This window comes from Desulfatiglans sp., from assembly GCA_012513605.1.
Classification (GTDB): Bacteria; Desulfobacterota; DSM-4660; order Desulfatiglandales; family HGW-15; genus JAAZBV01.
This window is the reverse complement of the sequence record JAAZBV010000116.1, coordinates 1-13,402: the sequence shown is the minus strand read 5'-3', so window position 1 is coordinate 13,402 and position 13,402 is coordinate 1. Positions and strand designations below refer to the sequence as shown.

General features: G+C 43.1%; 13 protein-coding genes. 5 read left to right on the top strand and 8 right to left on the bottom strand.

Annotated elements, in window-relative coordinates; translation table 11 throughout:
• Window positions 1-109 precede the first annotated feature (109 nt).
• The 3 genes from GX654_15635 (at window position 110) to GX654_15625 (ending at window position 5,491) form a co-directional block, all read left to right on the top strand.
• Entirely contained in the window at window positions 110-2,983 is a 2,874-nt protein-coding gene (locus GX654_15635; protein ID NLD38294.1) for an MMPL family transporter, read from the top strand.
• The gene (locus tag GX654_15630; GenBank protein NLD38293.1) at window positions 2,976-3,824 is read left to right on the top strand and encodes an outer membrane lipoprotein-sorting protein; all 849 of its coding nucleotides are present in this window, start codon (window positions 2,976-2,978) and stop codon (window positions 3,822-3,824) included. The genes GX654_15635 and GX654_15630 overlap by 8 nt, the downstream gene beginning before the upstream one ends.
• A 191-nt stretch (window positions 3,825-4,015) precedes the next feature.
• Window positions 4,016-5,491: a hypothetical protein gene (locus GX654_15625; protein ID NLD38292.1), complete on the top strand. Its 1,476-nt coding sequence runs from the start codon at window positions 4,016-4,018 to the stop codon at window positions 5,489-5,491.
• Between the two features lie 6 nt (window positions 5,492-5,497).
• Here the strand turns inward: GX654_15625 and GX654_15620 are convergent, their stop codons facing one another.
• Window positions 5,498-6,709, bottom strand: a complete 1,212-nt coding sequence (locus tag GX654_15620) for an HDOD domain-containing protein (protein ID NLD38291.1) — start codon at window positions 6,707-6,709, stop codon at window positions 5,498-5,500.
• 300 nt (window positions 6,710-7,009) lie between these two features.
• Between GX654_15620 and GX654_15615 the strand changes: the two genes are divergently transcribed.
• On the top strand, window positions 7,010-8,041 hold the full coding sequence (locus tag GX654_15615; protein NLD38290.1) for a phosphotransferase: 1,032 nt from the start codon (window positions 7,010-7,012) through the stop codon (window positions 8,039-8,041).
• Between the two features lie 28 nt (window positions 8,042-8,069).
• Here GX654_15615 and GX654_15610 read toward each other — a convergent pair whose 3' ends face one another.
• The 3 genes from GX654_15610 to GX654_15600 all read right to left on the bottom strand — a co-directional run bounded on the left by GX654_15610 (window position 8,070) and on the right by GX654_15600 (window position 9,415).
• A complete protein-coding gene (locus GX654_15610) occupies window positions 8,070-8,645 on the bottom strand; it encodes a hypothetical protein (GenBank protein ID NLD38289.1) in 576 nt (191 codons plus the stop codon).
• Window positions 8,646-8,744: 99 nt separating this feature from the next.
• Window positions 8,745-9,032: a hypothetical protein gene (locus GX654_15605; GenBank protein ID NLD38288.1), complete on the bottom strand. Its 288-nt coding sequence runs from the start codon at window positions 9,030-9,032 to the stop codon at window positions 8,745-8,747.
• Between the two features lie 203 nt (window positions 9,033-9,235).
• The gene (locus tag GX654_15600) at window positions 9,236-9,415 is read right to left on the bottom strand and encodes a hypothetical protein (GenBank protein ID NLD38287.1); all 180 of its coding nucleotides are present in this window, start codon (window positions 9,413-9,415) and stop codon (window positions 9,236-9,238) included.
• A gap of 93 nt (window positions 9,416-9,508) precedes the next feature.
• Between GX654_15600 and GX654_15595 the strand changes: the two genes are divergently transcribed.
• Window positions 9,509-9,928 carry an HIT family protein gene (locus GX654_15595; GenBank protein NLD38286.1) on the top strand — a complete coding sequence of 140 codons (420 nt, stop codon included), beginning with the start codon at window positions 9,509-9,511 and terminating at the stop codon, window positions 9,926-9,928.
• Between the two features lie 7 nt (window positions 9,929-9,935).
• Here GX654_15595 and GX654_15590 read toward each other — a convergent pair whose 3' ends face one another.
• The 4 genes from GX654_15590 to GX654_15575 all read right to left on the bottom strand — a co-directional run bounded on the left by GX654_15590 (window position 9,936) and on the right by GX654_15575 (window position 13,122).
• Window positions 9,936-11,129 (bottom strand): hypothetical protein, encoded by a 1,194-nt coding sequence (locus GX654_15590; protein ID NLD38285.1) that lies wholly within the window; start codon window positions 11,127-11,129, stop codon window positions 9,936-9,938.
• Between the two features lie 141 nt (window positions 11,130-11,270).
• Window positions 11,271-12,113: a MoxR family ATPase gene (locus GX654_15585; GenBank protein NLD38284.1), complete on the bottom strand. Its 843-nt coding sequence runs from the start codon at window positions 12,111-12,113 to the stop codon at window positions 11,271-11,273.
• Window positions 12,114-12,230: 117 nt separating this feature from the next.
• Window positions 12,231-12,827, bottom strand: a complete 597-nt coding sequence (locus tag GX654_15580; GenBank protein ID NLD38283.1) for an AAA family ATPase — start codon at window positions 12,825-12,827, stop codon at window positions 12,231-12,233.
• A gap of 88 nt (window positions 12,828-12,915) precedes the next feature.
• Window positions 12,916-13,122: a hypothetical protein gene (locus GX654_15575; protein NLD38282.1), complete on the bottom strand. Its 207-nt coding sequence runs from the start codon at window positions 13,120-13,122 to the stop codon at window positions 12,916-12,918.
• Window positions 13,123-13,402: the final 280 nt, after the last annotated feature.

The following is a 13,402-nucleotide window of genomic DNA, read 5'->3' as shown; positions in this document are numbered from 1 at the left end:
AGGCACAAGGTTAAGGGATGTAAGATTCAAAATTCAAGATTCAAAAATTATCATTTAAGATTTGAAATCTGAAATTTCAAATCTTAAATACCGGAGGAGGGGGACCAAAATGGAAATAAAGGACAAAATAACAGGTTATTCCATAAGAAAATATAGGTTGATAACAACAATCATGGTGCTCATAACGCTAATTGTTATCCTGCTGGCGGCCCTTCCATCTGTTTTTCCGAAGACATTCCCCTTCCTGAATCCATTAAGGGTTGACACTGATCCCCAGAACATGCTTCCTTCGGATGAGCCGGTAAGGGTGCTCAATGACAGTATGAAAAAGGATCTGCAGCTCTATGACATGGTTGTTGTAGGCGTTGTCAATGATAAGCACCCTGATGGCGTATTTAATCTTGAAACACTATCCAATATCTATGAACTTACAAATTTTATTAAGACACTTACCTGGACAGAAGATGGCGAAGAAAGGGGAGTGGTTGAGGTAGACCTTATTGCCCCTTCAACAGTGGACAATATCGAACAGGGAGGGCCTGGCGTAGTAAAGTTTGAATGGCTCATGCCCAAACCCCCTCAAACAAGGGAAGAGGCCATAGCTGTCCGTGAAAAGGCCCAGAACATACCTTTTTTAAACGGCACCCTGGTATCGGAGGATGGCAAAGCACTGGCCATTTATATACCTCTTACACATAAAGAGCTGAGCTACAGGGTCTCTTCAGCCATCCAGAAAAAGGTGGCGGAATTTCATGGTGATGACCAGTACCACATAACAGGCCTTCCTGTAGCAGAAGATACTTTTGGAGTGGAGATGTTTATACAGATGGCGGTTTCTGCGCCCGCTGCCATGATTGTCATTTTCATACTCATGCTGCTCTTTTTCCGCAAACTTGTCCTTATAATATCTCCTATGATCGTCGCCATGGTGTCGGTAATAATTACCATGGGTGCCCTCATCATATCCGGGTTTCCGGTACACATAATGAGCAGCATGATCCCTATCTTTATTATGCCCATTGCAGTGCTTGACTCAATACACATTATAAGTGAGTTCTTTGAACTCTACCAGCAGACAAAGAGCCGGAGACAGACCATGATAAGGGTCATGGATGATCTGTTCACACCCATGCTATACACTTCGCTCACATCTGCCGCAGGCTTTTTATCGCTTGCTCTTACGCCAATACCTCCTGTGCAGATATTCGGTATATATGTTGCCCTTGGTATCATGGTCGCCTGGGTCCTGACCATTATTTTTATTCCTGCATATGTAATGTTCCTTAAACCTGAAACACTTGAAAAGTTCGGTGCAATCCACGCACCCGACGAACACGAGGCATCAACATTAACCGGCAGGTTCCTGATCAGTCTGAGCAAATTTACCTACAGGCGGGCAAAAACCATACTTACCATTATTGTCCTGCTGATCATCATCTCCATATATGGAATGAGCCTGATTAATATAAATGACAACCCGGTAAAATGGTTCTCCAGCTCTCACCCCATACGTGTGGCAGACAGGGTATTGAACAAACATTTTGGCGGCACATACATGGCCTACCTTGCCCTGACTGCTGGAGATGAAGAATATGATGCAGCAGATTTCATTAATGGTTTCAAGGCGAGGGCCGAAAAAAGGGTTCAGGAACTGGGCCACGCTGATGCAGACAATATTTTTGCGCAGCTTATAAACACTGCTGCTGAGGCGGTAAAGAGGGCAGATAATCCCGATACTGTGTATGATAGGTTAGCCGAGTTCATTGATGATAAGCTCGGCGGCGCGGGTGATGAAGAGGTATATACATGGGAGGATGCAGCCCTTTTTATAGAGGAGGAAAAACAGAGGGGTGAGATATTTAAAGACCCAAAGGTGCTGGATTATATCTCAAATATTCAGGGTGCCCTGCTCAAAACAAATATTGTCGGGAAGTCCAATTCTCTCAGCGATATAGTAAAGACGGTGCACAGGGAACTCTTTGAGGGTAGCCATGATTACTACCGTATTCCGGACAGTTCAAATTCAGTAGCACAGTGCATGATGAGTTATCAGTCAAGCCACAGGCCCGATGACCTGTGGCACTTTGTCACCCCTGACTACAGAAAAAGCAGCATATGGATACAGCTTAAGAGCGGTGACAACAAAGACATGACAGCGGTTGTGGAGGAGATAAATGGTTTTCTGGAGAATAATCCGCCTCCTGTTCCAATGAATATAGAGTGGTTCGGACTCACATATATAAATGTGGTGTGGCAGCAGAAGATGGTTAAGGGTATGCTTGAGGCCTTTGCAGGAAGCTTCCTGGTTGTATTCCTGATGATGACCGTGCTCTTCAGGTCAGCGCTGTGGGGCCTGCTCTCCATGATACCCCTTACCATTACAATAGGCGCAATCTACGGCGCAATCGGCATAATCGGAAAAGACTATGACATGCCTGTGGCTGTGTTAAGTTCCATGACACTGGGGCTTGCAGTAGACTTTGCAATACATTTTCTTGAAAGAAGCAGACAGATGTATACATCATTTATGTCATGGGCACAGACAGTCTCTGCAGTGTTTTCTGAGCCTGCAAGGGCAATAACTAAAAACATAGTAGTTATAGCTGTGGGCTTCCTGCCGCTGCTCCTTGCCCCTCTTACACCCTATAAAACCGTTGGGGTATTGCTGGCATCAATACTTCTTGTATCAGGGGTTGGCACACTTCTGCTTTTACCTGCCCTTATGAAGGTGTTTGAAAAGAGGCTTTTTAAAGCAAAACCGGTTGCAGGACAATGCTGTAACCTTGCCGCCTGTCTTGTGTCATCAATAGCACTCGTGGCGCTTATAACCCTTACGCTTTATTCCTTTGCCCCTGAATCATGGTCCTTATACACATGGCTGGGTCTTATAATCATTCCGATTATGGCCCTTGGATGCGGTTTAATGTCAAGACGTGAAAAATGCAAAATGATTAATACACAGGAGGATATTAAAAATGGCTGATAACAAAACTAAATTTCCACTAACTATCATACTATTGTCCACGCTCCTATTTCTTGTTTCCGGTACCGTGCTTTACGGGGCAGGGGCTGATCTTAAAGATGTTGCAAAGATTGTTGATAATACAAACAGGGTGGCCTATTACCAGGGCACAGACGGGAAGGCCAAAGTAAATATGACCATATATGACAGCCAGGGCAGGACCCGTGAAAGAAGGCTCACCATCTTAAGATGGGATCAGCCTGATCCTAAAGGCACAGAAGGAGATGAATATTGCGGCGGGCAGAAGATATATGCATATTTTGACAGGCCTGCCGACGTTAACAAGACGGTATTTCTGGTCTGGAAAAATCTTGATAAGGATGATGACCGGTGGATGTATCTCCCTGCGCTTGACCTTGTTAAAAGGATATCCTCGACCGACAAGAGGACAAGTTTTGTGGGTTCACACTTTTACTATGAGGATGTGTCGGGCAGAAATATCAATGATGATACGCATGAACTCACAAATACCACAAATGATTACTATGTGTTGAAGAATACTCCAAAAAATCCTGATATGGTTGAATTTGCCTATTTTGAGATGTGGATACACAAAGAGAGCTTCACTGTTGTCAAGATTGATTACTATGACAGGGAGAATAATAAATATCGTGTTTATGAAGTGCTTGCAGTGGACAATATTCAGGGATACCCCACTGTTACAAAGTCAAAGATGACAGACCTTAAATCAAATGGATATACAATACTTGAATATTCGGATGTCAGATATAACATCGGGCTTACTGAGGATATCTTCACAGAGAGATATCTGAAAAGGCCGCCAAGGGAATTTTTAAAATGATTAAATATGAAATATGTGAACAGGTTTTAAATATTCAGTCTTTTCTTTAGGGGGAGGGGTGCCTAATGTTATTGAATTAAGATTCATAGCACATCATCCCCTCGGAGGCGGGAATCTATTTTTTGTAAAGCACCATGGGCTCCCGTTTGTACAGGCACGATGAGTTTATCATCTTTATCAGGTATGGAAAAATGAAAATTAAATTGCCTTTTATTCTTTCAATTTTAATATTGATGCTATTGGTTCAGCATCTATACGCAGACGAAGCCCCTCTTCTGCCAATGGGGCTGGGAAGAGCATCTCAACAGTCGGATAATAAAGCGCAGCCGGGCCTCCCCGCAGGGCTTGGATCAAAAAGCTCATCTGAAAGCAATAACTCAGCCCCTGCCCTTCCAAGGGGATTGTTGTCCGGTGCCTCATCTGACATAACCGCTCCCCGAAAAGATGCAAGCAAAGGCCTGCTCCCTTCAGTGACAGGATTTATTGAGGTGCGGGGCGGCATCAGGCTTTACAATGATCCCTATCAAAAGGATACATCACTTGGTGAAATGCGGCTCCAGATCAAGACAGAAAAGCAGCTTGGCAGGTTCTTGATCAGGAACAGCACTGATTTTTACTATGATGCTGTGGCTGAGGATCATTCAGTTCACCTTGAAAAGGGCAAAGGGTTCATTGATCTGAGGGAGCTGTCCGCCTCATTTTCTCTTTTTGATATTATGGACATAAAGGCAGGCCGCCAGATACTCACATGGGGAACCGGTGATCTGCTTTTTATAAATGACATGTTTCCAAAGGACTGGCAGTCATTTCTTCTGGGCAGGGACACTGAGTACCTCAAGGCGCCGTCAGATGCAGTCAAGGCCGGTATCTATACCGGAATAATCAATATGGATATTGTATTTTCACCAAGGTTTGATCCTGACAGGTATATCACTGGCGAAAGACTCTCATACTGGAACGGTTACCGCACAGCAGGGAGAGACAGCATAATTAATCCAGAAAGACCTGATAACTGGCTTAATGATTATGAAGTGGCAGTGAGGTTTTCAAAAAATATAAATGGCAATGAGGTCGCACTCTATGGCTATCATGGTTACTGGAAAAGCCCTGGTGGAATGGACCCATCCACATTAAGACACATATTCCCTGGGCTTAATGTATATGGCGCAAGCATAAGAGGGCAGGCAGGCAAAGGCATAGGAAACATTGAGGCAGGCTATTATGATTCGCGGGATGACAGCAATGGAAATAATCCATTTATCAACAACAGCCAGTTTCGCTTTTTACTGGGCTATGAGCAGGATCTCCCAATGGTTGCATCAGACCTTACTGCGGGGCTTCAGTATTATCTTGAGCATATGATGGATCATGATGCATATCTGAATACACTTGCTCCAGGCGCTCCAGTGGCTGATGAGGATCGCCATCTTTTTACATTAAGAATTACCAGATTATTGTTGAATCAGAATCTTACATGCTCACTGTTCACATACTACTCTCCATCTGATCAGGATTTTTACATAAGGCCCAATATCAGCTATAAATTTACAGACGACCTGAAAGGCGAAGTGGGGGCAAATATATTTGGGGGAGAAAATCCGCATACCTTTTTTGGACAGTTTCAAGAAAATACAAATGTTTTCATTGCTGTAAGGTACAATTATTGATAAAAATCAAGTTTCGGTTATAGCATCGGCCCAGGTTATTGCCTCAAGAAAAGACTGGGGGAGTTTTTCCTGATTAACCTTATGATCCTTTGCAAGTTCGTTAAGCTGTTCCCAGTCGCCCCTTTCATAGCTCTTTGCCATTTCAAGGCAGTAGGATAATTCACCAGTATTCTTTATAAGGGCATCCTTGATGTTTTCAGAGAGGGGCAGTTTTGCCATGACATTTTCCATTGTGTCATCAAGGATGGCATCAATGGATGAAAATATCCCAAGGGTAAAAAGCTCTGATGCATTCTTGTATGACTCTAAATATCTTGCCATCAATTCACAGAATTTAGCCCTTATTACCGATGTGCGTATCAGCTCATCAGGCTTGTTGTCTGAGAGTTTTGCCATTGCAATAAGGGATAGAAAGCTTCTTATCCCTCTTTCACCGAGCATTAATATGGCCTGTTTAATAGATGATATCTCATTAACCCGCCTGTAATATGCCGAGTTGATATATCGCATCAGTTTATATGAAAGGGAGACATCCTTTGATATGATCTCCTCCACCTTTGAAAATTCAAAATCAGGCTGGTTTACCTCTGCCATGATCTGGAGCAGGTTTATCTTTGCAGGTGAGATATCCCTCCCCTCAATCACCTCGGGCTTGCTGAAAAAATAGCCCTGGAAGTATTTAAAACCCATTTCAAGCGCCTGATTAAACTCTTCATGCGTCTCAACCTTTTCAGCAAGAAGCATGAGGTCATATTTGCTCAGTTTATCCATGGATTTCGAAATTTCATCAGGAGGTGTTGCCCTGAAATCAAACTTGATGATATCTGCAACCTCAATAAGGGGTATGAGGGCTTCGCTATAGGAAAAATCATCAAGGGCGATTGTGTAACCCAGCTTTGACAGCTCAATGCATGATTCAACCACTGCTTTCTCCGCCTTTACATCCTCAAGAACCTCAATAACAAGCTGCTTGCTGGAAAAGAGTTTCGGTACCTGGTTAACGAGAAGTTCTTCTGTAAAGTTGATAAAGGCCACCCCTTTGCCAATAAGTTTATCCATACCTATATTAAAGAAGCTGTTTGAAAGCACCTTTGATGTTGCAGCATTTCCATCAATACCTGAAAACAGGTTTTCCATGCTGTCTCTAAAGAGCAGCTCATAACCGAATATCTTTTTCTTCTGATCAAATATGGGTTGCCTGGCTACATATATATCCATACTAATCTCATAAAAGGTTAAAACATGGTTTGCCCGGCTATGATTCTGCAAAAAGCATACCCTTGAAGGCTAAATTTTATGGCCAGTTTTGAAGCAAAGGGAAATTACTGTATCTCATTGATTATTAATAGAAATATTAACTTTAAGACCATGCAGAGGAAAAGAGCTGACAGCAAAGGAGAAATATTTGGCAGGAAACGTCATTTTTTTTGAATATGGGGCGTCAAATTTATGTTGATTTTAAAACCGGTATATTATTAAAGGTACAAGGCTCAGGGCTCAGGGTAAAAAAAGATAATTATGGTAGATATGAAAAATATTACTGAAAGAACAAATTTTATAAAATCCTTTTTAAAGGAATCCGGTCTCCCGGTAGAAAACTATATAATATCACCCATTGCAGGTGACGGTTCAAAAAGGCTCTTCCATAGGCTTAAACCTGCGGAGGCAAAACAAACCTTTATCCTTATGCAGAACACGCCCAATGATGAGTTTCTCAAAAAAGAGAACTATGCATATCTTAAGATAGGAAACCACATACGCTCAAAGGGCCTGCCTCTCCCTCAGATCATAAGGCATGACCTTGATAAGGGGTTTTTTATTCTGGAAGACATGGGAGATATTACCCTTCAGGAGGAGGCACTTAAAGGCAGCAGCCATAACAGGATAGCTTTATATGAGGATGTAATTGAAACCCTCCTGAAACTACAGGTAAAAGGGAGAGAAGGTTTTGATACATCATGGTGCTGTCAGACCCCCTGTTATGATGCAGCGCTCATGAGAGAAAAGGAGGCATGGTATTTCAGGGATGCATTTTTAAGAGATTATATTAAAACGAATATTGATCTTTCCGTGCTGGATGAATCATTTGAATATATAATAGCGGAGGCGGACAAAGCGGATAAAGGCTTCCTGCTTTACAGGGATTTTCAGTCGCGTAATATCATGTGCCGGGATGAGGGGATTGCCCTACTTGACTGGCAGGGTGCAAGGCTTGGCCCACTTGTCTATGACCTTGCATCCCTTCTTTATGACCCCTATGTTGATCTAGCCACAGATGAAAGAAGCTATCTCAAGAGCGTATACTCATCATTGCTGAAGAAAACAAACCCCAGCGCCTATGAAACATTTGAAAGGTATTTTTTATATATTGCAGTCATGCGGCTCCTTCAGGCACTGGGAGCCTACTCCTTCTTATCCATAAGGCAGGGAAAAACCTATTTTGAAAAATATATCCCGGTTGCATTAAAGTCTCTTAGGACACTACTTGGAGAGATATCCCACAAACATATTACGCCACTGTTAGATATTGTTAATGACCTGGAGGTATAGCTTTCAGCAGTCAGCGATCAGCGGTCAGCTAATTCATATCGCCTATTGGTTTTGGCGCAAGGGTAATCTTGAACCATATCTCCAGAGAACCCTTATCTGAACCGCCCATCGGGCCACCAAGCCCTCCGCCTTTACCGCCACCCATTCCGCCCATGCCACCTCCCATAGGCCCTCGACCACCCATATCACCGCCACCAGGCATATCACCGCCTCCTCTTCCGCCTCTATCCATACCTCCTCCACCCATTCCCTGAGGCGGGCCACCCCGTTTCATCCCTTCGGTCATTATACCCATGCCTATCTGGTTTAAGGCAGAGGGTGTGATAAAAAAGGCGGTGTTCTCTTTTTCAACAAAAGGCATTTTAAGTTCATAGATAAACCTGTTCTTATCATCTATTTTGCTCTTTACCTCTATACCCATTTTTGCTGCCTTTTCAAGATTACATGCATAACCTTCATCCTCTTCGCCTGTCATGATCTTTAACATAGCATCCATTATGGGGCCACGGGGCGTTATCTTTGAAGCGGACATTTCCTTAACTTCCATTTCTTCGGCCGGATGAGCCGAGATCTCTTCAGGCATCTCTGGAGATGGCCCGGGCATATTGTTATCTCTTTTGGGAGACGCACCGAATCTGCCAGGGCCGCCACCTGCAGGAAAGCAGAGCCCGACCTCCTTTTCCTTGTTGCCCTCTTTATTAAATCAGATAGTCAGCCCCATGCGTTCAATCTGCTTCTGTATGTCCCTGTCCATTGTCTGGAAATGGATATAGATATTTTCGCTGTCATTATAAAGACCCAGACAGCTTTGAGTCTTTTTGTCGTAAAAATATGGATAGTTGGCCCAGTCTATATCATCCCCATCAATTACAATCCTTCTATCAAGCCATTTGCTCTGTAACTCCACAGGTTCTTTGCAGCCATTTAAAAGCACAACAAGGATAATCATAAATAAAAATGAGATAACCTTTACTTTATTGTTTTGAGCCATATTGATCCTCTGTGAAAAGTTGAATACCGGATTAATGCCCTCTGGAACCTTTCACTGCATGCAGCCTCCTTCGCTAAAGCTACGGCGAGCCAGGCAGGTGCCCATACAAAATAATTATGTTTTCCTTGCGCCCTGCGCCTGAAGCCTTGCGCCCTTTCTATGGGATAGTCGTTATTTTTGAGACGAAGTTACATGCTTATCTCTCATTTCTTTATCTTATCAAGGATAACATGCTCTTTTACGATCCAGAATCCCCCGTGCCTCATTTCGATAAATTTTTCACCATCTATTACAAGCTCTTTACCTGCATCCGAATGTATAAAATCCATTGCCCTTTTGAATGAATCAAGATCGTCATACCACATCTCAACAATACTATTCACCTCTTGTAATTATCATAAACTTTTTATATCCTCGGTATCATAAAAATACAGGGGATGTGACCCTGTAACACCCTTTGTAAAAGGAGGATAAAAATGGAAAATTGTATTTTCTGTAAAATAATAAAAGGTGAAATACCGAGCTTCAAGGTATATGAGGATGAGAATGTATATGCCTTTGAGGATATAAACCCTATTTCAGAAGGGCATACCCTTGTTATCCCCAAAAGGCATGCACAGGATCTGTGGGAGATAGATGCTGAATCCCTCGTCGCTGTTCATCTTGCATCAAAAAAGATAATGGATGCCATTAAAAAGGCGCTCAAACCCACAGGTGTTGTGGCAATGCAGCTTAATGGCAAAAGCGTGGGGCAGGCTGTATTCCATTACCATCTTCATCTTATGCCCAGATATGAGAATACCCCTCCGCTACCTGTTGCACGCTGGGAGATAACGCCAGGAAATATGGATAAGATCAAGGAGACCACTGAAAAGATCAAGGCTGCGCTGCGTTAAAAAGGGATCAGCTCTTATGCATCATGTAGGTCACAGCCTTTTCAAGGCCGTCAAGGGTGAGTTCAAACATTGGAAATATCTCCCTTATCATGCCTATGGTATGGGTATATGACCAGTGGGCTTCAAGTCTGGGGTTGAGCCATACACTGTGGGGGAATGTGTCTGCTATAAACTCTAATCTCCTGTAACTCGGCATGCCGGAATATTCTTCAAAGTATATGGAGCCGTCCTGGGCCATGAGTTCATATGGGGCCATGCTGGCATCACCAACAATGATAAACCTTGTTTCCGGGTCAAGCTTTACAAGGTCATTAACCGGAAAGGGTTTTCTCATCCTTGAAGGGTCTTCCCACAGACGGTCATAGATCGTATTGTGAAAAAAGAAGGTCTTTATATCCTTGAACTGCGCCCTTGAATAATAGAAAAGGGTTCGCACAATATCAATGTAGGGCTCCATTGACCAGCCGCCATTATCTATTGCAAGTATGATCTTGAGTCTGTCCCTCAGGCTTTTATCAAATACGATCTCGATCTCCCCTGCATTTTTCATGGTGCGGTATATGCTTTCATCAATATTTATCTGGTCTTTTGGCCCTTCAGGTACCATGTTCCTGAGTCGTTTAAGGGCCTCACCCATCTGGGCTTGAGTAATGGGGCCCTCCTGAGAATAATCACGATAGCGCCTGTCCATTGCAACCTTTACAGCAGACCGGTTCTTTGATATGCCACCCACCCTCATGCCACCCGGATGATAACCTGAATGGCCAACAGGGGATGTACCGCCAGTGCCTATCCATTTATTCCCGCCGTGATGTTCCTCTGTCTGATCCTTCAACCTCTCCATAAAATATTTTATAAGCTCTTCAGGTGTCATGTTTTTGAGTTTTGATTCATCAATGCCAAGGGCATTTGCCACCTCTTTCGGGTTTTTTAACCATTCATTAAGTAACGCCCTTGCCATATCAGATATTATGGCCTCATCCGGGTCTTTCAGTTCCGCACCTTCAAAGTGGTGGGCAAAGACCTGATCATAAAGATCAAAGTATCTCTCGCTCTTTACCAGTATTGTGCGTGCTGCCGTATAAAAGTCATTAAGAGAACTGACAAGACCCATAGTTAACGCCTTTTGCAGCCTGAGAAAGGATGTGGGCGAAACCGGTATGCCGGCATTTTTAAGGGTATAGAAGAAGGTGGTGAACAAGGGTGGTACTCCGATTTAAATTCTTATTAATTGGCTATGTCAAAATTTATAACCTTGTAGCTTCGATCAACCGGCTCAAGGCTCAGGGTGCAGGGCGCAGGGAATGTCTTTCCTTGTGCCTTGCGCCTTGTACCTTGTGCCTTATCTCATCCTCACATTCCTTGCCACTGCATAATCCGGGCTCTTTTTAAAAAGAATTCCCAGGTATGGGGCCTTGCCCTTCACAAGGTCTTTTGCCCTGAAATCAGGGTCAGAGCGCAGGGCCCTTATCCAGTTGATAAGCTCCCTTGTGGCAGGCCTCTTTTCTATGCCATTAATCTCCCTTAGCCTGTAGAATGATTCTACCGCGTTCTGGAGCAGCTCCTTATCTATGTCAGGGAAATGCACCCTTACTATTTTCTCCATCATATCCGGTTCAGGAAAGGCGATATGATGAAAATTGCAGCGTCCAAGGAACGGGTCAGAGAGGTCCTTTTTAGCGTTCGATGTAATTATAATAACAGGGCGGTGTTTTGCCTTAATGGTTTTATCTATCTCCATGATATCAAATTCCATCTGGTCAAGCACATCCAGCATGTCATCCTGAAAATCTGTATCGGCCTTGTCTATCTCGTCTATCAGGAGAACGACCTTTTCACCCGCTGTAAACGCCTGGCCGATCCTGCCCATCCTGATATACTCCTCGATGTTACTCACATCCCTCTTTGAATCGCCAAACCTGCTGTCATTAAGGCGGGTGAGTGTGTCATACTGGTACAGTGCATCAACCAGCTTCATGCTTGACTTCACATTGAGGACAATAAGCCTCATATTGAGTGATTCAGAAATGGCATGGGCAAGCATTGTCTTGCCTGTGCCCGGTTCACCCTTTAACAGGAGTGGCATCTCTAGGGCCATTGTGATATTTATGATCTCTGCAAGTTCATCATCCAGCACATATCTTTCAGCCCCCGAAAATTGGTTCGGGCTCTTTTCACAGGACATTTCTTACTCCTTATTCCTCCACCCCTTCCTTTTTATGAAGAGTAGCGGATCTAATTAATATTTTTCTAATGCCAGCAAAATGGCAGGGCGTATTTATATAGATCGGTTTTAAAAATGTCAAATGGCGACTGGACTTGATTGAGGTGTTTTTATGATATGGTCAAGCACCATGTCTGAGCGTTTTTGGATATTTATATCCATATCCGTGGAAAAGATGGGCACGGTTATCATCTCAAAACCCAGGCCACTGTATGCCTTGTATATCTCCCTGTGAACCGAATTAACCTGTTCGGGGGTATCCTTTCTCTGGTCATCCATAGTATATTGATCGAGAAGCTCAAAATAGAATACCTTCCTCTCATAATGGGCAGCAGCAATATCAGCGTATATGATTTTATCAAGCTCTATCCCTGCTACAACTGCATAAGCGAGGTTATCTATGATTGATCGATCCAGCACAGCAAGCCCCTCTTTTAACCCCTTTTCCCTCTCCTTTTGTCTTTCATGGCAGCGGCGGCAGAATATCTGCTGGTCTTCCCAGGGGTATAGCTGTTTGAATAAGGGGTCAGCATCCCTTTCCATCTGATCCTCCATGATGATAAGCCTTGCTGTTTCATGCAACACCTGTATGCCTCTTGATTCAATCAAGGATATGACGCTTGATTTTCCTGAATGGGGGCCGCCTGTGATTATAAATTTTCTGCTCTTCCGCACCTGAATCCCTGACCTCATTTTTAATAGGAATTAGAGGTCTTATTATTCACTTTATGGCCATTTTTCAACTGATAAAAATTATGGGCAATTATCCTGTTACAAAATCCTTTTGGAAAAATGGTTTGAGCCTGTTCTCATTGCGCATCCTTTTAAGCAAGTTCAGCATCTCCCTCTGGCCCTTTACCGATAGCCCGATGGATTTTTCAAGAACCATAATGGCATTTTCAAGACCCATGTCATAGGCCTTTTCTACATCTTCTTTCCTGTATATATGTTCAGAGTTCATTCCTGTCATATTTCCCCCCTGTTTTGTTTTTAGTGATTTATAAAGCAAAAACAGGGCCAGAAGTATAATTGGCTGATTGAAAAATAAAAAATCTATAACTATATGAAATTAATAGAAGAAACTGACTTGAGGAGAAAGTCTTGATATAAAAAATAATTTCAGATCAATAAATTCCGGTTAGGGAATTGCAGGTAGAAAAGGTAATAAAAATAAAATAAAAAAAAGAGGTTGATGTAGAATTTGCTTGACAAATCAAATGGTTAGGGGGTCGCAAATTTGTAACTACTTG

Excerpts from the sequence above, each read along its gene's own strand:
- GX654_15625 (NLD38292.1), top strand. The coding sequence starts at position 4,016 with ATGAAAATTAAATTGCCTTTTATTCTTTCAATTTTAATATTGATGCTA.
- GX654_15585 (NLD38284.1), bottom strand. The coding sequence starts at position 12,113 with ATGTCCTGTGAAAAGAGCCCGAACCAATTTTCGGGGGCTGAAAGATAT.
- GX654_15595 (NLD38286.1), top strand. The coding sequence starts at position 9,509 with ATGGAAAATTGTATTTTCTGTAAAATAATAAAAGGTGAAATACCGAGC.
- GX654_15620 (NLD38291.1), bottom strand. The coding sequence starts at position 6,709 with ATGGATATATATGTAGCCAGGCAACCCATATTTGATCAGAAGAAAAAG.
- GX654_15610 (NLD38289.1), bottom strand. The coding sequence starts at position 8,645 with ATGCCCGGGCCATCTCCAGAGATGCCTGAAGAGATCTCGGCTCATCCG.
- GX654_15575 (NLD38282.1), bottom strand. The coding sequence starts at position 13,122 with ATGACAGGAATGAACTCTGAACATATATACAGGAAAGAAGATGTAGAA.
- GX654_15630 (NLD38293.1), top strand. The coding sequence starts at position 2,976 with ATGGCTGATAACAAAACTAAATTTCCACTAACTATCATACTATTGTCC.
- GX654_15605 (NLD38288.1), bottom strand. The coding sequence starts at position 9,032 with ATGGCTCAAAACAATAAAGTAAAGGTTATCTCATTTTTATTTATGATT.
- GX654_15615 (NLD38290.1), top strand. The coding sequence starts at position 7,010 with ATGGTAGATATGAAAAATATTACTGAAAGAACAAATTTTATAAAATCC.
- GX654_15635 (NLD38294.1), top strand. The coding sequence starts at position 110 with ATGGAAATAAAGGACAAAATAACAGGTTATTCCATAAGAAAATATAGG.